Origin of the sequence: Pedobacter jejuensis (assembly GCF_003725795.1) — a bacterium.
Taxonomy (GTDB): domain Bacteria; phylum Bacteroidota; class Bacteroidia; order Sphingobacteriales; family Sphingobacteriaceae; genus Pedobacter; species Pedobacter jejuensis.
Map to the genome: position 1 here is coordinate 93,591 of NZ_RBEE01000011.1, position 23,834 is coordinate 117,424.

The 23,834-nt window shown below is 35.3% G+C and carries 22 protein-coding genes and 1 tRNA gene; 11 read left to right on the plus strand and 12 right to left on the minus strand.

Annotated features, from left to right (window positions below; all coding sequences use genetic code 11):
* Positions 1-253: 253 nt before the first annotated feature.
* The 4 genes from nudK to D7004_RS06910 all read left to right on the plus strand — a co-directional run bounded on the left by nudK (position 254) and on the right by D7004_RS06910 (position 3,706).
* Positions 254-841, plus strand: coding sequence for a GDP-mannose pyrophosphatase NudK (nudK, locus tag D7004_RS06895; RefSeq protein WP_123205141.1), 588 nt, complete (start codon positions 254-256; stop codon positions 839-841).
* A 452-nt stretch (positions 842-1,293) separates the two neighbouring features.
* The gene (locus tag D7004_RS06900) at positions 1,294-1,704 is read left to right on the plus strand and encodes an Rrf2 family transcriptional regulator (RefSeq protein ID WP_123205142.1); all 411 of its coding nucleotides are present in this window, start codon (positions 1,294-1,296) and stop codon (positions 1,702-1,704) included.
* Positions 1,705-1,778: 74 nt separating this feature from the next.
* Positions 1,779-2,429, plus strand: a complete 651-nt coding sequence (locus D7004_RS06905) for an NAD(P)-dependent oxidoreductase (protein ID WP_123205143.1) — start codon at positions 1,779-1,781, stop codon at positions 2,427-2,429.
* A 245-nt stretch (positions 2,430-2,674) separates the two neighbouring features.
* Positions 2,675-3,706, plus strand: a complete 1,032-nt coding sequence (locus tag D7004_RS06910; RefSeq protein ID WP_123205144.1) for a quinone-dependent dihydroorotate dehydrogenase — start codon at positions 2,675-2,677, stop codon at positions 3,704-3,706.
* 9 nt (positions 3,707-3,715) lie between these two features.
* Here D7004_RS06910 and D7004_RS06915 read toward each other — a convergent pair whose 3' ends face one another.
* The 4 genes from D7004_RS06915 to D7004_RS06930 form a co-directional block, all read right to left on the minus strand.
* Complete coding sequence (locus D7004_RS06915; protein WP_123205145.1) at positions 3,716-4,381, minus strand: DNA alkylation repair protein; 666 nt, start codon at positions 4,379-4,381, stop codon at positions 3,716-3,718.
* A gap of 102 nt (positions 4,382-4,483) precedes the next feature.
* Entirely contained in the window at positions 4,484-4,654 is a 171-nt protein-coding gene (locus tag D7004_RS06920) for a spore protein (protein WP_123205146.1), read from the minus strand.
* A gap of 34 nt (positions 4,655-4,688) precedes the next feature.
* Positions 4,689-4,762, minus strand: a tRNA-Cys gene (locus D7004_RS06925).
* Between the two features lie 69 nt (positions 4,763-4,831).
* Positions 4,832-5,578, minus strand: coding sequence for a TrmH family RNA methyltransferase (locus D7004_RS06930; RefSeq protein ID WP_123205147.1), 747 nt, complete (start codon positions 5,576-5,578; stop codon positions 4,832-4,834).
* Between D7004_RS06930 and tamL the strand changes: the two genes are divergently transcribed.
* The gene (tamL, locus tag D7004_RS06935; RefSeq protein ID WP_123205148.1) at positions 5,569-7,974 is read left to right on the plus strand and encodes a translocation and assembly module lipoprotein TamL; all 2,406 of its coding nucleotides are present in this window, start codon (positions 5,569-5,571) and stop codon (positions 7,972-7,974) included. The two genes, D7004_RS06930 and tamL, sit on opposite strands and share 10 nt — an antisense overlap.
* Before the next feature lie 8 nt (positions 7,975-7,982).
* On the opposite strand, the gene D7004_RS06940 is transcribed toward tamL, so the two are convergent.
* Genes D7004_RS06940 through D7004_RS06955 form a run of 5 tightly spaced genes read right to left on the minus strand, consistent with a single transcriptional unit; the run spans position 7,983 to position 12,723 of the window.
* On the minus strand, positions 7,983-8,513 hold the full coding sequence (locus tag D7004_RS06940) for a hypothetical protein (protein ID WP_123205149.1): 531 nt from the start codon (positions 8,511-8,513) through the stop codon (positions 7,983-7,985).
* Positions 8,510-10,801, minus strand: a complete 2,292-nt coding sequence (locus tag D7004_RS06945) for a patatin-like phospholipase family protein (RefSeq protein ID WP_123205150.1) — start codon at positions 10,799-10,801, stop codon at positions 8,510-8,512. Before D7004_RS06945 ends, D7004_RS06940 begins: the two co-directional genes overlap by 4 nt.
* Positions 10,802-10,856: 55 nt before the next feature.
* Positions 10,857-11,330, minus strand: a complete 474-nt coding sequence (locus tag D7004_RS06950; RefSeq protein WP_123205151.1) for a TspO/MBR family protein — start codon at positions 11,328-11,330, stop codon at positions 10,857-10,859.
* 44 nt (positions 11,331-11,374) lie between these two features.
* Entirely contained in the window at positions 11,375-11,533 is a 159-nt protein-coding gene (locus tag D7004_RS20965) for a hypothetical protein (protein WP_244214264.1), read from the minus strand.
* Positions 11,533-12,723: a M20/M25/M40 family metallo-hydrolase gene (locus tag D7004_RS06955; RefSeq protein WP_244214265.1), complete on the minus strand. Its 1,191-nt coding sequence runs from the start codon at positions 12,721-12,723 to the stop codon at positions 11,533-11,535. Before D7004_RS06955 ends, D7004_RS20965 begins: the two co-directional genes overlap by 1 nt.
* Positions 12,724-12,961: 238 nt before the next feature.
* Here D7004_RS06955 and D7004_RS06960 point away from each other — a divergent pair, with 238 nt between their 5' ends.
* The 6 genes from D7004_RS06960 to D7004_RS06985 all read left to right on the plus strand — a co-directional run bounded on the left by D7004_RS06960 (position 12,962) and on the right by D7004_RS06985 (position 20,413).
* Positions 12,962-13,420 (plus strand): hypothetical protein, encoded by a 459-nt coding sequence (locus tag D7004_RS06960; protein WP_123205152.1) that lies wholly within the window; start codon positions 12,962-12,964, stop codon positions 13,418-13,420.
* 63 nt (positions 13,421-13,483) lie between these two features.
* A complete protein-coding gene (locus tag D7004_RS06965) occupies positions 13,484-13,930 on the plus strand; it encodes a hypothetical protein (protein ID WP_123205153.1) in 447 nt (148 codons plus the stop codon).
* Positions 13,931-14,107: 177 nt separating this feature from the next.
* Positions 14,108-15,760, plus strand: coding sequence for an alpha-glucan family phosphorylase (glgP, locus tag D7004_RS06970; protein WP_123205154.1), 1,653 nt, complete (start codon positions 14,108-14,110; stop codon positions 15,758-15,760).
* A gap of 705 nt (positions 15,761-16,465) precedes the next feature.
* Positions 16,466-17,953 carry a xylulokinase gene (locus D7004_RS06975; protein WP_123205155.1) on the plus strand — a complete coding sequence of 496 codons (1,488 nt, stop codon included), beginning with the start codon at positions 16,466-16,468 and terminating at the stop codon, positions 17,951-17,953.
* Between the two features lie 11 nt (positions 17,954-17,964).
* Positions 17,965-19,296: a xylose isomerase gene (gene xylA / locus D7004_RS06980; RefSeq protein WP_123205156.1), complete on the plus strand. Its 1,332-nt coding sequence runs from the start codon at positions 17,965-17,967 to the stop codon at positions 19,294-19,296.
* A 100-nt stretch (positions 19,297-19,396) separates the two neighbouring features.
* The gene (locus tag D7004_RS06985) at positions 19,397-20,413 is read left to right on the plus strand and encodes a LacI family DNA-binding transcriptional regulator (RefSeq protein WP_123205157.1); all 1,017 of its coding nucleotides are present in this window, start codon (positions 19,397-19,399) and stop codon (positions 20,411-20,413) included.
* Between the two features lie 76 nt (positions 20,414-20,489).
* On the opposite strand, the gene D7004_RS06990 is transcribed toward D7004_RS06985, so the two are convergent.
* The 3 genes from D7004_RS06990 to D7004_RS20595 all read right to left on the minus strand — a co-directional run bounded on the left by D7004_RS06990 (position 20,490) and on the right by D7004_RS20595 (position 23,767).
* Entirely contained in the window at positions 20,490-22,091 is a 1,602-nt protein-coding gene (locus D7004_RS06990; protein WP_123205158.1) for a glycoside hydrolase family 43 protein, read from the minus strand.
* A gap of 28 nt (positions 22,092-22,119) precedes the next feature.
* Entirely contained in the window at positions 22,120-23,391 is a 1,272-nt protein-coding gene (locus D7004_RS06995; protein WP_123205159.1) for an ROK family protein, read from the minus strand.
* Between the two features lie 187 nt (positions 23,392-23,578).
* On the minus strand, positions 23,579-23,767 hold the full coding sequence (locus D7004_RS20595) for a hypothetical protein (RefSeq protein WP_123205160.1): 189 nt from the start codon (positions 23,765-23,767) through the stop codon (positions 23,579-23,581).
* Between the last annotated feature and the right edge of the window lie 67 nt (positions 23,768-23,834).

Here is a 23,834-nt window from a genome sequence, read left to right on the forward strand (position 1 = left end):
AATAGGATGAGAGAAGAATTTCAATTTTGGTTTATAGTTTTTTAGAAAGCACTGCCAGAAGATTTTATTAAAGTTTCCACCTGCTTTCTGTTCCAACAAAAGCTGAAAAAAGCTTTTGGTTTACACGACAATCAGGTTTAAAAACAAAAGTTTGTAATCGTAGGTATGTTAAATTTCCATAACTAAGATTGCCATTTCTTTATTTAATGGGAATAAAAAATAATTATACATTTGAATTCAAAGCACATTGACAATGAATAACAAGAATATTAAAATTATAAGTAAAGAAGTTCTTTCGGATAATTGGTACACTTTAAATAAGATAACTTTTGAGTACTTAAAAAAGGATGGAACAAAAGAAATTTTAAATCGTGAGGCTTATGATAGAGGGAATGGCGCTACCATTTTGCTTTACAATAAAGCAAATCAAACCATTATTTTAACTCGTCAGTTTCGTTTGCCAACCTATCTTAATGGCAATGAAAGCGGTTTACTTATCGAAACTTGTGCGGGTTTGCTTGATTTGGATAATCCTGAAACGGCCATAAAACGTGAGACAGAAGAAGAAACGGGTTATAAAATTAAAGATGTTAAAAAAGTTTTTGAAGCGTACATGTCGCCGGGTTCGGTAACCGAAATACTTTATTTTTTTGTTGCAGAATACGATAAAGAAATGAAAGTTGGCGAAGGTGGCGGTCATCACGATGAGCAGGAAAATATTGAGGTTTTGGAAATGTCATTTAGAGACGCTGTTAATATGATTTCGACAGGAGAAATTAAAGATGGTAAAACCATTATGCTTTTACAGTATGCACAAATTAATGCGCTATTGCAGAATTGAAAAATTTAAGGGTGGTTATTAATAAGTAAATAAATTTCGAAAAGATGCTATTCCAAGGTTCAAAGATTTCTCGGCTACGCTCGAAATGACGGTAGGATCTATGCAACTGTTAATACTGCAGGAGCAAGAGTTAACTAGACCCGATAGAACGGAAAGCCCGGAAGACGAGGAACGAGGATGAGGACTTGGAGAGATAGCGGGACGAACAATAATAAAGGCTTCAGGTATTGCTCTTCTAAAATTTATGAATTCGTGATATTTATTCAAATCTTCCATGCCCAGTGTCCTCACAGACAACTAATTATATAATTTTGGTTTCGGTCTGTGGAGACACAGAACGAGGAATAGGGTTGAAAGATTTCTCCACTTCGCTCGAATAACTATTCGTAAAAATAAATTTTGAATTCAAAAATATCTTTTTACATTTGTACTGTAATAAAAATAATTACAGAATGAGCAATAGCCGGTTTCCTATTTCGTTACATATTTTAACGTTGCTTGATGAAGCGAATGGGAATGTTGTGAGTTCGGAATATTTGGCTGGTAGCATAAATATAAACCCGGTTTTGGTGCGGAAAGAGATTATGAACCTGCGCAAGCATGGCTTTGTAGGTAGTAAAGAGGGAAAAGGTGGTGGTTCTTTTTTAGCCAAAGATGCTAAAGAGATAAACCTTGCAGAGGTTTATAATGCGGTGAAAACCAATACAATTTTAGGGCAAAGTAAAAATGAACCAAACCCAAAATGCCCTGTTGGCAAACAAATTAACCAGCATTTAAATGAACTTTATAACGATGCTGAAAACGCTCTGATAAACAATTTATCAAAACAAACATTAGCAGATTTTGCATTAAAATTTAAATAAATTTTTTTGTACTAAACTGTAATAATTAGTATTACAATTTAAATTTAAAATATATAAACTATAAAATAAATAACATGAAAGTAGCAGTAATAGGAGCCTCAGGATTTGTAGGCAAGGCGATTTTAAACGAACTTTTAAATCGTGGAAATGAAGTAATTGCGATAGCCCGCGATACCGATAAGATTGACATCACAGATGCTAATGTAACGAAAGTTGCAGTAGATGTATTGGATACAGAAAAATTGGCTGCTGCTTTTACCGGATCGGATGCTATTGTAAGTGCATTTAATGCAGGGTGGACAAACCCAAATTTATATGATGATACCATAAAAGGAGCGGAGGCAATTCAAAAAGCAGTTAAGGCATCGGGTGTAAACCGATACATTTTTATTGGTGGTGCTGGTACTTTGCAAATTGATGGTAAGCAATTGGTAGATGGACCTCATTTCCCAAAGGAAATTTATCCTGGAGCATCTGCAGTAAGAGATTATTACAAAACACTTAAACAAGAAAAGGAATTGGATTGGGTATTTTTTAGTCCGGCAATTGAAATGCACCAAGGAATTACAACTGGTAGAACAGGGAAATATCGCTTAGGAAAAACATCTCCGGTATTTAATGAAGAAGGACGATCAATTTTATCTGTAGAAGATTTGGCAATTGTAATTGTTGATGAATTGGAAAACAACACTCACCATCAAGAGCAGTTTACAGCAGCATACTAATTGATGTAAAATATCGTGATGTAAAGGTGGAAAATGTGAGGTGTTATTTATTATAAATTGAGATGCAATTTGATAATTTAAGATTGGAAAGAGTAGGCGCTTAGTAATCTTTCGAATTTCCAACTAGGCTGATGGTTTTTCCATAATCCATTTTCCATCTTACATTTTTTCAATAATCCATAATCCATTTTCCATCTCTATTTTCCATCTTACATTTTTTTCCATATTTTATTTATCTTCGTTGCATGTATCGCCTTATTAAACCAATATTCTTCAAATTTGACCCAGAAAACGTTCATTACTTTGTAGTTAAGCGGTTAAAATGGTTTAATGATAAATTTCCTTTAGGCAAAACCATTATTCGCAGCAGTTTCGACGTTCATATTAAAGGTTTAGAGAAAGAAGTTTTTGGAATTAAATTTAAAAATCCGGTTGGCTTAGCCGCAGGTTTTGATAAGAATGGCGAATATGTTGAAGCCCTTAGCAATTTAGGCTTCGGTTTTATAGAGGTTGGTACGGTTACCCCTATGCCACAACCTGGAAATGATAAACCACGAATGTTTCGTTTGCCAAATGATGAAGCGTTAATTAACAGAATGGGTTTTAATAATAAAGGTGTTGATGTAATGGCAGAACGTTTGCGTTTGCTAAAAGATAAACATCCGGATATTGTTGTTGGCGGAAACATCGGCAAAAATAAAGCTACACCTAATGAAGATGCCGTTAACGACTACATTAAGTGTTTCGATAGGTTATTTGATGTTGTGGATTACTTTGTGGTAAATGTAAGTTCGCCCAATACACCCGGATTACGCGAACTACAAGAAAAAGAGCCACTTAAAAATATTTTAAACACATTGCAACAGCGCAATCGTAAGCATGATATTTCTCGACCGATTTTACTTAAAATTGCTCCTGATTTAACGGATGCACAGCTAAATGATATTATTGAAATTGTTGCAGAAACCAATATTGCAGGTATTATTGCCACCAATACAACAATAAGCAGAGAAAATTTAGCTACTGAGAAAGCATTAGCTGAACAAACTGGTGGTTTAAGCGGCAAACCTGTTAAAGATCGTTCTACTGAAGTGATTAAATACTTGTCAGAGAAATCAAATAGGGCTTTTCCTATAATTGGTGTAGGTGGCATCCATTCTGCAAAAGATGCGCAAGAAAAATTAGACGCTGGTGCTGCTTTGGTTCAATTATATACGGGCTTTATTTATGAAGGTCCGGGGTTAATTAAAGAGATTTGTAAATCTTTGGTTCTATAAAAATTAAACTTATTTCTTCTTATTTACTATTGCATTTATCCAACTTGGAGCAAATGGCGAAGTGCAACCTTTAGAAACCGGGTAATCTCTGTAAACTCCAAGTTTTTCGGCAAGTGCTATTACTTGCGCTCGAAATTGTTCGTGATAGATTCCAATTTGTACTAAACTCGAATTCATTGTCCACTGTACTTCTGGTGCAGCTTTTGGCATTTCCAATTCTATTCGGGTAAGCAACTCGGCAATATTTATTCCTTCCGGATTTCTGGCTAACCTTCCACTTGTTAAACTCCAACCCGCACGGGCCAACATTACGTCTTCAGCGTTCATCCACCTCTCTCTAAACTGTTCATTTTCAGCATAGTCTTTGATTACATAATTATAGAACCAATCTGCAGCCCAGGTAAACTGCTCTGAAGCTACCATTTTTTCTATCTCATTAGCCGATAATTCTTTGGGATTGAGAATCAATATGGCTAGCATTCGGGCATCAATATTTTCGGTTTCCCAAAGCTGAATTGCCAAAGCATGGTCTGTTTTTATGTTTTTCGCGATATTCCTGATGTCGCCCATTTTTACTCCAAAAAGATTATCCCGAGCGCCGATTTTTAGATGCTGTTTTTTAACCTTTTCATCACTTAATGATTCGAGTGTTTTAAGCGTTTCTTGGATATTCATGGTATAAAGTTTATCTATTCAAATCTATCCAAATTTTAAGCATAAAAAAAGCATCCTTTGATCAGAAGGATGCTTTAAATCTTTAAAGAAGAATTTTAAAAACTATTTTGCTAATCCAGCTAAAACAGCATTGTTTTTAGCCAATTGGTCGTTTTTAGGTTGTGCTGAGCGACTTCCTAATTCGATGTTAGTAGCTCTTTTTAAAAAATCTACATCTTGTTGTGCAAAGTTTTTATTTCTTCTGTCTTTTCTTTTTAATCTGGTAACTGCCATGGTAATAACCTTTTAATTATTTTATTTGTACAAATGGAGGTCGAGAGCGGATTCGAACCGCTGTAGAAGGTTTTGCAGACCTCTGCCTAGCCACTCGGCCACTCGACCTTTAAATTCAAGGCTGCAAAAATAGCAATTTATACTTAGCTAACAAATATTATCTAACAAATTATCCTTTTAATTTTTAGCTCTGGCAATTTCTGAGCAAAATATTGCAGCACTCACCGCTACATTTAACGATTCTGCATCTCCAAATCTAGGGATGGTAACGGGTTGATTTATCTTTGCAATAACTTCTGGCGTTATGCCTTTTCCTTCATTGCCTAAAATTATTAATCCTTCATTTCCCCAATTGGTTTTGTAAATTGAGTTGCCATCTAACAAGGCTCCAAATACCAAGATGTTACTATTTGCTAAAAGCTTAGGAAGATTTTCATAGTAAATATTTACCCTTGCTAAAGAACCCATTGTTGCCTGTACAGTTTTCGGATTATAAGCTTCTACACAATCTTCTGAACAGATTATATTTTTAAAGCCAAACCAATCGGCGGTACGAATTATGGTTCCTAAATTACCCGGATCTTGAATGCCATCGAGCACCAACGTAAACTGATTTTTAAAGTATTTTAAATCTGCAGGTACTGTTTCAGGAATATGAATAACGGCTAAAAAATTTTGTGGCGCTTGTAAGGCACTAATCTTATCTAATTCAGCGTTGGTTACTTCAAATAAGTTTATATTTGCTGGCAATTTGGGTAATAAACTAAATTGTTCGCCAGTATAAAATATTGTTTGAATTTGGTAGGTAGATTGTAAGAATTCTTTGATAGATTTTAGACCTTCAACCAGAAATAATCCGTTTTCTTTGCGATATTTTTTTTGATGTAACGACTTAATAAAACTAATCTGAGATTTTGAAAGCATACAAATCCTTTAAATATTCTGAACTGAAAAGTGTTGCAATATTACTATTTATTATTGTTTTAATTCAGGCCTGTTCATCAACAAAATACATTCCTGATTATCAAGCCATCGTTAAAAAGGTTACCATTGATAGTATTGATGCTAAGTTTGAAGAAGAGGCTTACAATTATGTTCAGAAAGACATCCGTCCATCATCATCTTTTAGTATCAACGTGCCGCTTTATAATCTATTTAACACTAAAGATGGGCGATATAAAACAACCGATATTAAACCTTTTGGTACGCCACCGGCAATTTTAGATAGTACTTTAGTAGAAATATCAAGAACGCAGATTGAAAAATTTTTAAAAGGAAAGGGATATTTTCAAGCTAAAGTTACATCGAACATAAAGATAGAAGATAAAAAGGCCGAAGTTAATTTTAAGGCACAACCTGGTCCGGCATCTTTTATTCGTAACCTTAGTGATTCTATTTTTACACCTGCGGTAAGAACTGCGTATCGTAACGAAAAACCGAAATTTACACACTTACATGAAGGTATGCAGTACGATTCGGATTCATTATCATACGAGCGTGAGCAAGTGTATCGGGTAATGAAAGAAAATGGATTTTACAGTTTCCTCCGTCCGTTTGTAAATTTTGATGTGATTGAAACAAGAGATGTAAAAAACGTTGATTTACGTATGAATATTACGAACCCTCCGAACGGAAATCATAAGCAATACACCATTGGTACAACCTACATGATTATTGCACCTAGTCCGGAAGGATTTCCAGATTCGTTGCGTAATTATGTAAACAGAGATACCACACGAGGTATTTCATTTACCGATTTATCGAAACGATACAGACGAAACCCAATACTTCGATACGATTTCTTAAAAAAAGGTGAAGGGTATGATATTAGAAATGAGAATCTTACATACGACCGTTTATATGAATTGAACATTTTCAAAAACGTAAAAATTGATTATTATAATCCAGATAGTACGTCAAATAAAGTAAATCCAATTATTTTATTAACGCCGCAAAAGGTGATGAGCAACAGGGTAGAAGGCGAAGTGCCGTTTAATGGTGGTACCGTTGGATTTAATTTAAGTAATACCTATACAAACAATAATATTTTTCGAGGAGCAGAACGATTTGAATTTCAAATTAAAGGCGGATTACAATCTAGAATTGGTAACGGTGCTTCTCCTTTTAAAGATATCTATCAAAGAGATTTTTCGGTTAGTGCAAGTATAACTGTTCCTCGGTTGCTTATACCTTTTTATAAGCCAACACTAGGCTCAAACGGTATGCCGCATACAACTTTTTCATCTAGTTATATTTATGCTTTACAACAAGATGTATCCGTAAGAAATATTTTTATTAATTCCATTACGTACGATTGGGTTGAGACTAAATCAAAACTACACTCATTTACGCCATTAAATTTTGAGTACCGTTTCGGTAATTTAGATCCTTCAATTGATTTAAATACCGTTCAAAATAACCTTTATTACTCTACTTTATTGGCAAGAAAAGATTTGACTTTAGGGATGAAATATACGTACACCTTAAATGCAGATAAACTAAATCAGTTAAGAACATTTGTGTATTTACGAGGTGGAATAGACATTGCGGGCAATCTTTTACAGGCGGTATCAAATTTTAATAATAGAAAGCATAATCCAAATAATTTTTTAGATGCTGATTCTTTAGAGCGTGATTATGCCAAAATATTAGGTTTGCCGTATAACCAGTATATAAGGCCAGAATTAGATATTAGATATTATAAGCATTTAGGCGGAGACCGGCAGTTTGTGGCTAGAATGAATGCTGGCGTTGCTTATGCTTATGGAAACTCAGTATTTATGCCATTTGAGAAAAGATTTTTTGCAGGTGGTTCAAGTGGAATCCGGGCATGGCAAGCCAGAACTATCGGTCCTGGAAATTATAACAGAGCAACATTGGCTTCTGATACGATAAGAAGAGCCGTGTTTGGACTTGATCAATTGGGAGATTTAAAAATCGAAACCAATTTTGAATATCGTAATATTGTTTTCAGGAAATTTTTTGGTGGCGTTTTAAAGGGTGCAGCTTTTGTTGATGCAGGAAATATCTGGAACTTAAATGCCGATGAAGGTGAAGAAAAAATGTTAAAGCTAAGCAAGCTAGTTCAGCAACTTGCCATTGGAACAGGTGTTGGTTTAAGATATGATGTGCAATATTTTGTATTTAGATTTGATATTGGTTTAAAACTAAAAGACCCACAATTTTCTGGTTCAGACCAGTGGGTAATTGGTAAATTTTTATCAGGCGGAAGAGACTTTAAAAATGCCTACAATGCAACACATGGTCCTGATACCTATCGTTTCCTTCAGTATAATTTTGGTATAGGTATGCCGTTTTAAGGGCATCTTTAAAATAAACCTTTCAATGCATCAAATATGCTTTCGAAAAACGTACCTATGTTTAAGCCATTGCTATGGTTAAAATAAACAAAAACTAAAAATATAATTACAATAAAAATTATCAGTTTTCTAAAAGCAAAAGCTAGTATTACCAGTATTATAGGAATGATAAAAAGCAATAAACTATTTATTGCATAAGGCGTTAAATCGTTATCTTTTTTATAAACATATACCAATTTTCCATGCGTACCAGTATCGTTTTGGTGTTTTAGGTAGACAAGAGTAGAGCGCTCTATTGGTAATGGAAGTACTGCAATCCCATCATTAAATTTAAGGCTTTGGGTAAAGCCACTTACACTAAATGTGTATATACCATTTATGTTTTCATTTGGTTTATCTAACGAATCTGCAGCTATTATGGCTAATTTACTGTTCTTTAATAAGTTTTCCTTAACTAAAAAATTGTTAATTGCTGCTGTTTGGGCAGAAGCAAAAAAGCCTGTTAAGCATAAAAAAAATAATAAAAATCCTCGTTTCATTCTATAGAGCGTTTGTTGTAAATCAAATAGCCAATGTGCAATAATACACCATTTCTTTTAATTGCATCGTTATATAAATTATAACTAAAGCTTACTGGCCCAACCGGAGTTTGATATACTAAACCAGCGGTACCTGCATATCTAAGTTTAGTGATTGCCTTTGCGTATGCAGCATCTTGCAAATTATTTAATTCATATTCTTTATGAGGCAAAAATAAATAACCTTCTAATCTAAAGTCTAAATTTTTTCTCAAACTGTAAATATTTTTAATCCCACCTGCAGCATAAGTAGATGCCCTAAACTTATCTAAAAACAACGAACGACTATCTTGTAATGGATAAAAAGCAGGCGATGCCAATAATGTGCTATAATAATTATTAAATAATGGTTGGTTGGATATTACACCTTCAATCAAATAACCCAAAGTGTATTTTTTGTAGTGGAAGAAATAATTTTCTTGAGTTAGCTTTATGCCAATCCACTGCCTTAAATTGGTTGAAGATTTTATAGTATTTGGCGGTACCGTATTTCTAAAAATATTACCAGGATTATAATTCTCTCTTCCGGTGGTAAAATTGAAACTCAATAAAAAGCTTTGTCCACGGGTTGCATATTGCTTTCGGTTTAGAGAACTTTTCTCCAGGTTTAAAGAACCTTTAAAGCCATTAAAAATGGTTTGGTCGAGCAAATCTCCGGCAGAGAATGAATTATTAGGGCTATACCTATCGTTGTTGTTTATAAACGCAGAGTGAAGTACAATTTTGGTATTATAATTTAAAGGAACACCCATCGTAATATCAATCTTTCTATCAGATTGGTCGATATAAATTGGTTGGGGATTCTCGATAAAAATCTGGCTGGTATTATAATAATTCCAGTGATTGTAAGTTAATTCTGCACCTAAAAACAAAGGCAATTTTGTAGGATAATCTATCCGGCCGCTAAGCTGTACTGATTCGTAAAAACGGCCTGAATAAAAACTGGTTCCAAAAGTATAGGCTTTACGGTTTAGATAATTGTATTGTGCACCCAAGAAAACATTGCTAATGGGCCGGGTAGAAATATTACCTCCTAAATCGAGTTTGAAACTCTTTTTTGGTTGGGCCACAACTTCGAAAGTGTAGTTATCAGTTGCTGGCTCATAAACAATTTTTGGGTAAATGGTTTCGAAGGTTTGGTCGGCCACCAACTTATAGTATCCTCTTTTAATATCCTGTAAGTTAAAAGTTTCCTTATCACTTTTAAAAAGGCGTTCTACATATCGTTTTTGTTGTTCATTTACACCACTAACCGTAATGTTGCTAAATCTGAAATCGGGTTTTTTCTTATTAAATTTTTCTCTTCGCTTCGCTAAATCTTCATCACTAACACGCCTGCTAATAAGTGCTTTAATTTTTTCCATATCAGCCATAGTGGCATCGTAGCCTTTTTTTATTAAATCTTCTACCGGAGAAAAATTGGTAATGCTATAATTGGCCAGTTCTGGCTGAATGTAAACACCATTTTTACCAACCATGGTCGAATCTGATTTGGAGAGAAACATAAAAACAAGAAATCGGTTCATCAAACGGTCATCATTGTTTTTCGGATACTCATTATATGTTTTCGAAGAAACGTTTGCCCCGATAACATAATCGGGTTTAAAATCACGCTCCATCACATCAACAGGGAAATTGTTATATAAGCCACCATCAAAAACGTACTTGCCATCTAGTTTAATAGGTCGGTAAATAATTGGAACCGTCATGGTAGCTCTTACCGCTTCAGCCAAGCTGCCTTTACTTACCGTTATACTTTTTTGCGAAAGCACATCGGCAACCATACACCGAAAGGGTACAAATAGATTATCGAAATTATCTTTTGAAACTGCCGATGCTTGAGAGAACAGTTCCAGGAAAGCAAAGTTTAGCGGTATATCATTAATTAAATTAGAACGGAAGCTAAAATGGAAACCTGTATCAATAGCAACCTTTGCGGTAAGCATGGATGCATTTGGTGCATTTTTTTCGAAAAAGTAGGTGTAATCACTTGTGTATTTGCCATTAACCCAGTTTTGGAATTCATCGCTGGTAGCAATTTTTTCTATCTGAGCCGGAGAATAGCCTGCCGCATACATGGCCCCAACAATGCCTCCCATTGATGTTCCGGTAATATAATCAATCGGGATATGATTTTCTTCTAATGCTTTTAACGTACCAATGTGCGCCAAACCTTTAGCACCACCTCCGCTAAAAACCAAACCAACTTTTTGTGCTTGCAATTGATTACAGCACAAAACGAAAAGCATCAGCAAATATCTCTTAAAAGTTACCACCCCTAAAAATAAGGTTTTCTTTTAAAATTTAATTCAGTATGAAGATGTTATATGTTAAAAATGATGCAAAACTTACCCAAAGTATGTATGGAATGAAAATTAATCCTGCCCATTTATTTATTTTATAAAAAGTAACTGCATTAATAATGATGAAAATTAACAGCAGCATAATTTCGATAAGCGCTATACCTATTTCATGAAGGTAAAAGAAAATGAACGACCAAGCCAGGTTAAGTAGCAACTGGATTAGGTAAATGGCTACCGTTCTTGGAAAATGCACAATTCTATCTCTTCTTACCCATACCAAGTAAGCTGCAATACCGATTAAAAGATAAAGGCTTGTCCAAACGGGTGCAAATAACCAATTTGGTGGGTTAAACGATGGCTTATTTAGTGTTGGATACCAGGTTTGAACTGACTTAGCGGTTGCAAAGCCGCCCAATGCACCAATGCTTAAGGTTATTAAAATATTTATTATAAATGCTAATGGTTTAAATTTCATTGTGCTAATTTCTGTTTAAACGAGCAAAAAACCTAAATTTTTTATTAGCGACCAATCGCAGGAACTGCCGGTAAACTTTCATTATCTTCATTACCTACGCTTTGAACTGCAAAAAGATAATTGTCTTTGCTATATGGCAATCGCATTTCGGTTGCTGTTGTAAAAAACTTTTTCTGCCAAACCGCACTGCTGGTTTCACGCATTAAAATGTAGTAGCCTTTAACCGTTCCGTTAACTGGTGCTTCCAATATAAATACGTCGAATTGCTTAGATTTTTAACATCAACTTTTACTTCTGTTGGCATTGAAGGTGCTTTAGCAAGATTGGCCAATACGGCAATGTTTACGGCTGTATTTTTTCTTAAGTATTCAAAATCCATAAATTCAATTAAATCGCCATATTTAACGCCGTTTTCTGTTCTTAAATCCTGATGTTGGTGCTCAAAATTTTCGTTCATTTCAGTTAACCTAACCGCACTAAAGCCATTTTCCACAAAAGGTGTGTGGTCGCCGCCACGCAAAAACCTATCATTACGGTAAATCAATTTTATTTCAAGCTGATCAACATATCGTTCACCTGTTTCTTTAACGTAGCGAGCAAGTTGTCTGCTTTTGCCATCATTTTCTAAACCAAACTGACGAATATTTTTTGCGTTTTTATCCAATTCAAAACTTGGTAAACCCTCGCTAAATACGCGGAGTTTAGTATTGTCAATTATTTGGGTTTCGCTTGCATTATTGCTTCCAATCATATCGTTGTTAAGCATGGCTTCTATATCCCAGCCTTCTTTTTTAGCCTTTGCAGCCATAAATCCCGAACCTAATAAAGATTGCTCTTCGCCACTAACGGCTACAAAAATTATTGTTGCAGGAAATTTATATTGGCTCATAATTCTGGCCGCTTCAATTACCCCAGCCACACCGCTACCGTCGTCATTTGCTCCTGGCGCATCACTTACTCGGTTCATCACATCCGTTACGCGACTATCTAAATGGCCACTAACCACAAAAACGCGTTTGTCATTTGCATCAGTTCCTTTTAAAATGGCAACTGCATTACCCAAGTTAATGGGTTTATCAACACGTTTTCCATCAGCTTTAATTGTTGTGGTATCTAAAAAAGCAGTTAATCTGCCATCACCAGATTTAGCAAATTGGGCAAATTTACTTACCACCCAATTTCTTGCCGCACCAATTCCTTTTGTTTTACTTTTGGTATCGCTTATTGTACTTCGTGTTCCAAAAGCAACCATTTTTGTGATGTAGGCTTTTAGCGAATCAGGGTTTACCGATTTAACCATTTTATCAATATCAGCATTGCGATTTACAATGGTTTGGGCGCTTAAAGAAAAAGCTAAGTAGCTTAAAACAAGAAATGTAAATATTTTCTTCATTCAGGAATAATTTGTAAGCTAATGTATTAAATTTTGATAATTGTTCCTTATATATCCGGTTAATTCCTGTAACAATTTAAAGATAGGTATGGGAATATGGCTATTTAAATTATTTATCTGTTATAGTATCGCTATTCTATTAAAACTCCAAAAAATCCAATGCTAAAAAAAATAATTTCTATATTTATACTTTTTAAACTTGTTATAAATTTTTCCCGTATCATCCCAATTATTTCTAATGGATAGGTTTCCTGTTAATCTTACTTCGGCAAAATGCGAATTACTGGATCGAATACTCCAGGAATTTCAATATGAGGAGTATGTAAAGACAGACCGTGTTTTACATATATTTAAGGGAAATGCCATATTAGCTTCTGAATACCTTCACTTGCTTAGCCAACTCAATCTAATTATTCTTATTGGTGAAGTTTACGGGCATCCATTGCCTGCACTTATTGGTAAACAATCTGGCTTAGAGATTTTTTTAAGTGATGGTGGCTTTATGCGGCGATTGGAGTTGAGAAAAATGCATGAGGAAACAGGTAAAAGTATGATTGAACTTCAAAAAGAAATCATGGATTTGAGAAATCAGCTTGCATCTTGTAGGGAAATTATTGCCAAACAAGAAATGGCCATGCTTGATATGGATGGTGAATTGAAAAGACTGGAAACAGGCATGGAAAATGAAGACTATTAAAATATAATAGGTTGTAGCGTTTTTATAATTGGAAACGTATCCATATCAAAAATAATTAACGCTATGAAAATATCAAATACTCTAATCGTACTAATATTATTCACCTTATCATTTTCATCTTGTAAAAAGCCAGGTAAAGATGTTTTATCTAGAGATGCATTAACTGGTGCCTGGGAAGAATTACCAACACAAAGCACATCTCGTACGTTAATTTTCGAGCCTGGGGGTAAATTTACATCTAAGTTAAAGATGAAAGGTAGTAATGATTGGTTTATCATGGTCAGCGGAACTTATGCTACTGATGCGGATAATGTAATCGTCAACATTACTGAAGAGCAGGAAAGAGACGCCTCGGGTAAGATTACTAAAACCCCTGTAAATTTTCGATATTTTGATAAAGGAAAGTTTAATATTCAAAATTTTGTATTGACTATCGATTACAAAACTTATCCCGCAGATGCTCCTGTAGATACTCAGGCAAAGTTCAATAAGATTTTACCGATTGATTAATTCTGACATTAGGTAAAAGAATTTTATTTCTTTTAGTTACCTTTTGTCAGGTTTAATATTCTAAATATCATATCAACAAATGTATAAATCTAGCTGTTTAAGCTAAAACATTGTGTACCAAATGGTGTTGGTTAAATGAATTATTATGACTTAATTTAGTCTTCATTTAAAAATTATATGACCAACACAGATATTTTAGGGTACACACCAAATCCAAACTATAAGAAATCAGTTGCTTATTTCTCCATGGAATTCGCTATCGATCAATCATTAAAAATCTATAGCGGAGGTTTGGGTTTTCTATCAGGTTCAAACCTTCGAAGTGCATACGAACTTAAACAGAATTTGATTGGTATAGGCATGTTGTGGAAATATGGTTATCACGACCAGGTTCGGGATAAGGACAATAACATGATACCGCAGTTTATTCAAAAAGATTATTCATTTTTAGAAGATACCGGAATTATTTTTTCTGTTCCTGTTCACAGTGGAATGGTAAAGGTTAAAGCTTTCTTATTACGTCCGGAAACATTCGGCTCTGCACCACTATTTTTACTAAGCACCGATTTAGAAGAGAACGACTTTGTAAGTAGAAGCATTACACACCGTTTGTACGACCCGAATGAAACTACAAGAATCGCCCAATCCATAATTTTAGGTATTGGTGGCGGTTTGCTTTTAGATCAATTAAACTTAACACCAGATATTTACCACATGAACGAAGGGCATGCCGTTCCGCTAAATTTTTACCTATATTCTAAATTTAAAAATTTGGAAGAAATTAAAAAGAGGATGGTATTTACAACACATACCCCCGAACAAGCTGGAAATGAGGAGCATGATTTCTCTCTATTAAAAGATATGTCGTTTTTCTATCACCTTCAAGAACATGAAGTTAAGTTTATTTTAGGCATGGATGGCGATAAATTTAACTATACCCTTGGCGCACTTAAGTTCTCTGGAAAAGCGAATGGTGTATCTAAATTGCATGGTGAGGTAGCCCGCGAAATGTGGGGAAGTTACAGTAATATTTGCGAAATCACTTCGATAACAAATGCCCAAAATCAAACCTATTGGCAAGACACTAAATTTGCAGAAACCATTAAAGCAAATGATGAGCAGGGTTTGAGCTCAAGAAAAAAGGAGATGAAAGCCTTGCTTTTTAAGGAAGTGGCTAATCAAACTGGGAAAATTTTTAAGGAAGATGTATTAACAATTGTTTGGGCAAGGCGGTTTGCTGCATACAAAAGGGCAGACCTTTTAATGTACGATTGGGAGCGTTTCTTAAAATTGCTAAACTCAACCGATATGCCGGTGCAAATTATATGGGCAGGCAAACCATATCCTGAAGATGAGGGAGCCAATAAAATGTTTAATCAAATTATTAAGAAAACCCTAAAATTTGCCAATTGTGCTGTAGTTACTGGTTACGAACTTGCCTTAAGTGCATTATTAAAAAAGGGTTGCGACGTTTGGCTTAATAATCCAAAAATGTACCGTGAAGCTTCTGGAACAAGCGGTATGACTGCTGCCATGAATGGCGCTATTAATCTTTCTCTTCCGGATGGTTGGGTGCCAGAATTTGCTGTAGATGGCGAAAATTGTTTTATTATTCAGCCAGCTGCTGATGAACTTTCACAACCAGAGAGAGATACAAAAGAGAATTCGAATCTGTTAACTGTTATAGAGGATGTAGTCTTACCCACATACTATAAAAACCCATCGAAATGGTATAATATGATACAAAAGGGAGTTGATGGCGTTCTTCCTGCATTTGAATCTTCCAGAATGGCTGATGAATATTATGAAGTGATGTACAAAAAGATATAAATCAACATTTTATTCATCTTTACGATTAAGAAGCAATCTTTTCTAAGAGAAGATTGCTTTTTTTGTTTTGAAATCCGCTCCTCAGTCTACGTTCGCACAGAACGAAATTGAATGATGTTGACCGTCTGTTAGGACACAGACCATTGTTTAGAATATTTAAATAATATCACCACATTCTTAATTTTAGAAGAGCAATAACTGAAGCATCTATTAATTTTCGTCCCGCTATCTCTCCAAGTCCTCATCCTCGTTCCTCGTCTTCCGGGCTTTACGTTCTATAGGGTCTAATTAACTTCTGTTTCTGCAAGTATTTATGGTTGCATGAAGCCTACCGTCATTTCGAGGTACGAAACAATCTCATTTTCAAGTCATCACTTATATTCCTTGGTCTGTATCCCAACAGACCGAAAATAAATAAGTTAATGGTCTGTGAGGACACAGACCATGGAAGAGACACAGACCATGGAAGAGACATAGACCATTGAAGAAATCCCACCGTCATTTCGAGCGAAGCCGAGAAATCTTTGAACATATAATTCTTACTCCTTCGTCTTTGTCCCCACAGACTAAATTGTAAGTGTTGATACAGACTATAACTTTGTTCAAACTAAATTATTATAAAAATAAATAATCATTATTCAAGCTTTACAAATATAAAATCTATATTTATGCAACCGTTTGCATAACCAAGTAAAATTACCTTAAATGTATTTATTAGGCATAGATTTAGGAACATCATCCATTAAAGTTTCAATTGTTGATTCCCTTACCCAAAAGTGTGTTGCTTCATCACAATATCCTGAAAAAGAAGCAGATATAAAATCCTTAAAAGGGGGTTGGGCAGAGCAAAATCCAGAGGATTGGTGGCAGCATACGCAGCAAGCAATTTTAAAATTGAGGGATTTATCAAATGTTGACCTTTCAGCAATCAAAGCTATAGGCATAGCATACCAAATGCATGGTTTGGTGGTGGTTGATAAAAATCAAAATGTTTTAAGAGATAGCATTATTTGGTGCGATAGCCGCTCTGTTGAAATTGGTGATAAAGCTTTTGAAGAGATTGGTAATGAAAAGTCGTTAAGAAGCTTGTTAAATTCTCCTGGTAATTTTACTGCTTCAAAATTGGCATGGGTTAAATTAAACGAACCTGAAATTTACCATCTGATTGATAAAATAATGCTTCCTGGGGATTTTTTGGCAATGATGCTAACAGGAAATATTTCAACAAGCATCCCCGCACTTTCTGAAGGTATTTTTTGGGATTTTGCCAAGAACGAAATATCAGAAGATGTGATGAATTACTATCAAATTGATAAAAAACTCATCCCCGAAATTCACCCGCTATTTTCCGTTCATGGAAATTTAAAAGATGATATCGCCTTATTGCTTGGTTTAAGTGCTGGTATTCCGGTAAGTTATAAATCTGGCGATCAACCAAATAATGCTTTATCATTAAATGTTTTAAAACCCGGCGAAGTAGCAGCAACTGCAGGTACTTCAGGTGTAATTTATGGTATTAGCGATGCTTTAACTTATGATGATAAATCGAGGATTAACACTTTTGCGCATGTAACTTATACCAAAGAAAATCCGCATACTGGCGTACTACTTTGCATCAATGGTACAGGTAGCATGTACCGCTGGGCTAAAAATAATTTTGCACCAAATTTATCCTACCACGAGTTAAATAAACTTGCCGAAACAGCTGCTATAGGTAGTAATGGCTTACGCGTTTTACCATTTGGAAATGGTGCCGAACGTATGTTAGGTAATAAGTATACTGGTGCACAAATAGTCGGGATAGATTTAAACAAGCATACACAAGCTGATATTTTTAGGGCAGTACAAGAAGGCATTGCATTTTCATTTCGTTATGGGTTGGATATTATGCGAGAAAATGGCATGCAACCAAATGTGATTCGTGCCGGAAAAGCCAATTTATTTTTAAGTAATGTGTTTGCACAAACCTTTGTTGATGTTACAGGCGTAAGGTTAGAATTATATGAAAACGATGGAAGCGTTGGTGCAGCAATAGGAGCCGGCATTGGTGCCGGAATTTTCAAAACCGTAGAGGAAGCATTTTCAAAGCATACCGTTCTTAGCCAGATTGAACCAGAAAATGTATTAGACTACGAAAAAATTTATCAAGACTGGAAAAAGTTATTAATCAGAGAATTAAATAATCAAAAATAAAATATAAAACAATGGTAAAAGTATTAACAGGCGACAAAGTGTTTTTTAATGGTATAGACCAAATAAAATATGAAGGTTTAGAAAGCGATAACCCGCTGGCATTTAGGTGGTATGATGCAAATAAAGTTGTGTCAGGAAAAACCATGACAGAACATTTTAAATTTGCATGTGCTTATTGGCATTCTTTTAATGGCAATGGAGCAGATCCTTTTGGCGGTCCAACACATGTATTTCCGTGGGATGACAAGAAGGATGCTGTTGAAAGAGCCAAAGATAAAATGGATGCAGCGTTCGAATTTATAACGAAAATGCAAATCCCATATTATTGTTTTCATGATGTTGATGTGGTTGATTATGGTAATGATATTGCCGAAAACGAACGCAGGTTGCAAACATTGGTTGAATATGCAAAACAAAAACAGGCAGATAGCGGCGTTAAATTACTGTGGGGAACCGCAAATCTATTTAGCCATAAACGTTACATGAATGGTGCCTCTACAAATCCCGATTTTCACGTTTTGGCGCACGGCGCTGCACAGGTTAAAGCAGCTTTAGATGCAACCATTGCATTAGGTGGTGAGAATTACGTTTTTTGGGGTGGAAGAGAAGGTTACATGAGTTTGCTTAATACCAATATGAAACGTGAGCAAGAGCATTTGGCAAAATTTTTACATACCGCTAAAGATTATGCTAGGCAACAAGGTTTCAAAGGAACTTTCTTTATCGAACCTAAACCTTGCGAACCTTCTAAACATCAGTACGATTATGATGCTGCAACAGTTAAAGGCTTTTTACAGCAATACGATTTATTGGGCGATTTTAAATTAAATCTCGAAGTAAATCATGCAACACTAGCCGGACATACATTTCAACACGAATTGCAGGTAGCTGTTGATAATGGTTTATTAGGTTCTATTGATGCAAACCGTGGTGATTACCAAAATGGTTGGGATACTGACCAGTTCCCGAATGATATTAATGAACTAACAGAAACCATGTTGATTATATTAGAAGGTGGTGGTTTACAAGGTGGAGGTGTTAATTTCGATGCTAAAATCCGCAGAAACTCTACCGATGCTAAAGATTTATTTTATGCGCATGTTGGCGGTATGGATATTTTTGCTAGAGCGTTAATTACTGCTGATGCCATCCTTCAAAAATCTGACTACAAGAAAATAAGAACAGAACGATATGCTTCTTTCGATTCGGGTAAAGGTGCCGAATTTGAGCAAGGTAAATTATCATTAGAAGATTTAAGAAACTTTGCTGCTGAAAATGGTGAGCCTGATGTGATTAGCGGTAAACAAGAATATTTAGAAAATCTGATTAACAGATACATCTAATTAATAAAATTCCTTTATATTTTTGTGTTTTTCATGATTTTATAAATCATGAAAAACACAATCAACTCCTCAAATTTTATGGTGCTTAACTAAGTTTAAATTGAAGAAAAAGACTACCATATATGATATTGCAAAGGAATTAGGTGTAACTGTTTCTACTGTTTCTCGTGCTTTGAGTGGTTTCCCGGCAATTAGTAAAAACACAAGACAAGCGGTTTTCGATGTTGCTAAACGATTAAATTATAGTCCGAACAAACTCGCATCTGCGCTAAAATCAGGTAAAACTTTTATTGTGGGCGTTATAGTTCCTTCTGTTGAATCGCATTTTTTTGCTTCAATTATTCATAGTATAGAAGAAGGTTTAAAAAGTAATGGTTATCGAATCATTCTATTTCAATCGAAAGAATTACTAGCCAATGAAATCAAAGGTGTTAAAACGTTACTGGAAGCTCAGGTTGACGGAATCATGGCTTCTATGTCGCTCGAAACCAATGCAATAACGCATTTCGAAGAAATTGTAAAACAGAATAAACCGTTAATTATTTTTGATAGGGTAAATCTAAAAATAGATGTGCCAACAATTACATTAAACGACTATCAAGCGGGCTACCTGGCAACCGAACACCTTATTAAACAAGGTTATAGAAATATTGCATTTATTACACCTGTGCAACAGATAAAAATTTTTAGCGATAGATTAAAGGGATACAAAGAAGCGCTTCAAAAAAATGGTTTAGTTGTAGATAATAATAACATAATTTTTAGTGGCTTATCAATAAATGATGGCTTCAACGGTGCAATGGAGTTGCTAAATAATACAAATATACCTGATGCCATTATTGCTGGAGATGATTTTACAGCATTAGGTGTTACCAAAAAACTTAGCGAACTAGGCGAACATATTCCGAAAATTGGTGTAATTGGATTTGCTAACGAAGCCTTTTCGGCATACATTTCACCAAGTCTATCAACTATCGATCAGCATCCGGCTCAAATTGGAACGGCATGTGCAGAAATGTTTTTGGAAATGATTTTGCAACAAAATCCTTATGATACTATCCGGAACATTATGTTAGAACCAACATTATTGGCTCGAGAATCAACAGGGGTTAATTAGCTTAGAAACAATAAAACGCTAGTTCGAAAATTCATCTTTAATAGTTCAGATATAATTTTTTAGTCTGGCTTTTTGTTTATTTGCTGTAGGTGTAATGAAAATAGTCAACATCTATGTAGCCATCATCTGCAAGGTTATTATAATTGTAAATCGCTATCCGGTCGCCGCGATATGAGCCCCATTCCATTTGATAAGGCTTTCCGAAAGGCATATATTTTTTGCCGTTAATGCTGTAATAGAACTGGCTTTTGCCGTCCAGCCCCCAAGTAGATTTTAGCCAGATTTTATTCCCCTTTAATACCAATCCTTTTGTGATTTTTCCCTTAACATTTAATTCTAAATAGCTTATTTTATCTTCGCATGCGATACCTAAAGTAGCATAGGCAGGTGCTCCAAAGTGCGAGAGTCCTGCCTTTTGACCATTATTGATTCCGCTGAAATCTAATTTCAGAATAACCTCATTTGCTTTTGTGCGGTATGTTCTTTGGGTTAGCGTATTTCCAGCTTTTAACAGATTATTGGTTTCAATAGGTTTGAAAGCATGCAGCCTTAACCAACCGGCTCGTTCTTTTAACGACCATTTTTCTACCCTTGGATGGTAATTCCATTCCCATTGTGGCGGCAAATTAGATTGGTTAAACTCATCACTCGTTTGCGGTGCATAAACCACACCAGGGTTAACTGGTTTTTTGCCCGACCAAACCATTGTACCTATTTTGTCTTCACCAACTTTTCCGATAATTGGCCAACCATCAACCCAATTTACTGGCAACAAACTCATAATCCGCCCAGACCAATCGCCTGTACCATGATGGGTTAGGAAATACCAGTCTCTATTTTGGGTTTGTACCAGGCCACCCTGGTTGGGTTCATTAAATTGCTTTTCGGCATGGCTCAATTGTTTTTCCTCCGTATAAGGCCCATAAATATTCTTCGACCTTTCCATCATGATGGTCCGGCCTTCGGGTTTTACCTCACTAAAAAAATGATAATAAATACCATTAATTTTATACAATTTATTGGCCTCGCTTCCTTCTGACTGATGAATAACTTTATCAGAGCCTTCGATGAGTTCTTTGCCATCAGCTGTCATTTTAAAGAGGTGGATTTTATAACCATCGCTAAAATTTGTTCCGATTAAATAACCTTGCCCATCATCATCCCAAAAAGGACTGCAATCATCCCATCCCTTTTTCGCCAACACCTGGTGAAGGGGTTGCCAGGGGCCTTCAGGTTTTTCGGCAGTTGTCATAAAATAGCCTTCATCGGGCGTACCGAAATAGATCCAGAATTTTTTATCGTGGTAACGTATAGCACCAGCCCATATTCCTTTTCCATATCGGTTCATTTTATCCCAGTTCATTTCCGGAGAAATTGAAGTGATATCGTTTACTGCATGGCTTATAATTTCCCAATTCACCATATCTTTTGAGTGGAGGATTACAAATCCTGGCGAATACTGGAATGTGGATGACACCGCATAATAATCACTCCCCACGCGGATGCAATCAAGATCACTATAATCGGCAGGTAATATCGGGTTGTTGTAAGTGCCATTTCTGCTATCTCCCCAGTTTTCCCATTGCCCCCAAATGGGTGCCTGATTGTTTGTTTGTGCAAATGAATGCGTGTTGATTAGAATAAATACGATGAAGTATATAAGAATAGGGCGATGCATAACTTATCTAATTTGTCATTTTTATAATCTATAGCTCGGCGAATTTGACCTGTCGCTCAATAATGCTGTTAATTACCATACTTGCAACACCTAAAATGCAGGAATCCTGACCGAGTTCGGAGGTGTCGATTCTTGTATTTTCTCTGATTTCAGTCATGCTATAAGTATTAATCGCCTGTATGATTGGAATTGTTATGTATTGTTTTGCCTCAGCCATTTTACCTCCTAAAATAATAAGTTCAGGATTAAAAAGCTGTACCAGTGTAGCGATACCTTTACCAAGATTATTGCCAACTACAGATAGGATACTGATTGCATATTGATCGCCCCTGTTGGCTGCGTCAATTACCAAATGAGGTTCAATTTTTTCAACTTCATAATCTGATAATTCATTCAGGAGGGAGTGTTGACCAGATTTAATACCTTCTTTTGCCATTCTTGCGAGTGCGACACCAGAAGCTACCGTTTCTAAACATCCTTTTTTGCCACAATAGCATAATGCGCCTTCATCCATCAGTGGAATATGACCAACTTCTCCAGAAAAACCTCTGCTACCCTTGCGCATTTTACCATCCATGATTATGCCTAATCCAACTCCCCAATCCATCAATACCACAAGCGCATCGCTAATTCCTTTTGCCAGGCCGTACTTACTTTCTGCTATGGCAGCACATTTCACGTCATTCTGTAAAAATACAGGATAGCCGAAGACCTCTTCCAATACTTGCTGCAAGGTTTTTTCTTTTCGCTCTGGTCTTAAATAGGTATAGTTCATTCCCGCTTCTCCATCAACCAATCCTGGCATTGAAATCCCTATGCCAACCAAACGGCTTTTATCAATCTTTGAAGAAGATATCAGTTCATTGATAAAAGTATAAAGATCGGGAAGCGTCGATTCATCTTTGCTGATTCCCTTACCTAAAGTATGAATTGTGGTGATGAAATTATTGTTATTGTCTAGGATAACAGCCCTTGTCCTGAACTTTTCCATATCGATACTGACGATATAAAAGGTTGCATCTTTTAAAAGGTAGGTGTCTGGCTTTCTTCCACCATTCGATTCACCCTTACCTTTTTTCTCCAAAATGTCATCAGCAATCAGCTCTTTTATGAGGATTAAGCCTGTTGGCGAACTAATGCCTACCGTTGTGAAAATTTCGCTAACGGTTGCAACCTCATTCTGATAAATGTATTTAAGTATCTGGATTTTTTGAAGGTATTTTTTTCTATCCATATTACTGAGTTGATTAAGTCTTTCTTCATCAACAGAAAAGTAATTTGGCCGAAGTAGTATTCCCATATTGGTTGCAGATTTATTTAGATGTAAACAAAAATAGGTTTCTTTTATTAAATTTTGTAAAAAGAATTATTGTTTTTATAAAAATATATCTAATTATGATTTATTTAATAAAAAAAGTATTGAAATTTTTACTTTATGTAATCTTTTTATATAACTTTAAAACAACAAGTAATTTTTAACAAACAAATCATTCCATCTCTACAAGCAAAATCAACTGTTGCTGACAAAATAACCACTTGTCATAAGCCACATATACAAGCTTCGCTTCAAAACTTAAAAACCAGACCATGAAAAAGACTTTTAACTCAGATTCGTAACCGGCTTTACAAGCCAGAAAGACTTTGTGCTTTCCAAGGAAAAATAAACTTATTTTCATTATGCTGATGTGGTAAATCAGGGCAGGTTAAATGCTCTGTACATCCTACAGTATTAAAACAAACTAT

What these genes read in the sequence shown, in the direction of transcription:
- D7004_RS06930 (WP_123205147.1), bottom strand. Translation starts at nt 5,578, where the DNA reads ATGCTTTCAAAATCTCAGATTAGTTTTATTAAGTCGTTACATCAAAAA.
- D7004_RS06915 (WP_123205145.1), bottom strand. Translation starts at nt 4,381, where the DNA reads ATGAATATCCAAGAAACGCTTAAAACACTCGAATCATTAAGTGATGAA.
- xylA (WP_123205156.1), top strand. Translation starts at nt 17,965, where the DNA reads ATGGTAAAAGTATTAACAGGCGACAAAGTGTTTTTTAATGGTATAGAC.
- D7004_RS06975 (WP_123205155.1), top strand. Translation starts at nt 16,466, where the DNA reads ATGTATTTATTAGGCATAGATTTAGGAACATCATCCATTAAAGTTTCA.
- glgP (WP_123205154.1), top strand. Translation starts at nt 14,108, where the DNA reads ATGACCAACACAGATATTTTAGGGTACACACCAAATCCAAACTATAAG.
- D7004_RS06990 (WP_123205158.1), bottom strand. Translation starts at nt 22,091, where the DNA reads ATGCATCGCCCTATTCTTATATACTTCATCGTATTTATTCTAATCAAC.
- D7004_RS20595 (WP_123205160.1), bottom strand. Translation starts at nt 23,767, where the DNA reads ATGAAAATAAGTTTATTTTTCCTTGGAAAGCACAAAGTCTTTCTGGCT.
- D7004_RS06940 (WP_123205149.1), bottom strand. Translation starts at nt 8,513, where the DNA reads ATGAAACGAGGATTTTTATTATTTTTTTTATGCTTAACAGGCTTTTTT.
- D7004_RS06905 (WP_123205143.1), top strand. Translation starts at nt 1,779, where the DNA reads ATGAAAGTAGCAGTAATAGGAGCCTCAGGATTTGTAGGCAAGGCGATT.
- nudK (WP_123205141.1), top strand. Translation starts at nt 254, where the DNA reads ATGAATAACAAGAATATTAAAATTATAAGTAAAGAAGTTCTTTCGGAT.
- D7004_RS06995 (WP_123205159.1), bottom strand. Translation starts at nt 23,391, where the DNA reads ATGGGAATACTACTTCGGCCAAATTACTTTTCTGTTGATGAAGAAAGA.
- D7004_RS06955 (WP_244214265.1), bottom strand. Translation starts at nt 12,723, where the DNA reads ATGAAGAAAATATTTACATTTCTTGTTTTAAGCTACTTAGCTTTTTCT.
- D7004_RS06950 (WP_123205151.1), bottom strand. Translation starts at nt 11,330, where the DNA reads ATGAAATTTAAACCATTAGCATTTATAATAAATATTTTAATAACCTTA.
- D7004_RS20965 (WP_244214264.1), bottom strand. Translation starts at nt 11,533, where the DNA reads ATGCGTGAAACCAGCAGTGCGGTTTGGCAGAAAAAGTTTTTTACAACA.
- D7004_RS06920 (WP_123205146.1), bottom strand. Translation starts at nt 4,654, where the DNA reads ATGGCAGTTACCAGATTAAAAAGAAAAGACAGAAGAAATAAAAACTTT.
- D7004_RS06965 (WP_123205153.1), top strand. Translation starts at nt 13,484, where the DNA reads ATGAAAATATCAAATACTCTAATCGTACTAATATTATTCACCTTATCA.
- D7004_RS06910 (WP_123205144.1), top strand. Translation starts at nt 2,675, where the DNA reads ATGTATCGCCTTATTAAACCAATATTCTTCAAATTTGACCCAGAAAAC.
- D7004_RS06945 (WP_123205150.1), bottom strand. Translation starts at nt 10,801, where the DNA reads ATGCTTTTCGTTTTGTGCTGTAATCAATTGCAAGCACAAAAAGTTGGT.
- D7004_RS06960 (WP_123205152.1), top strand. Translation starts at nt 12,962, where the DNA reads ATGGATAGGTTTCCTGTTAATCTTACTTCGGCAAAATGCGAATTACTG.
- D7004_RS06900 (WP_123205142.1), top strand. Translation starts at nt 1,294, where the DNA reads ATGAGCAATAGCCGGTTTCCTATTTCGTTACATATTTTAACGTTGCTT.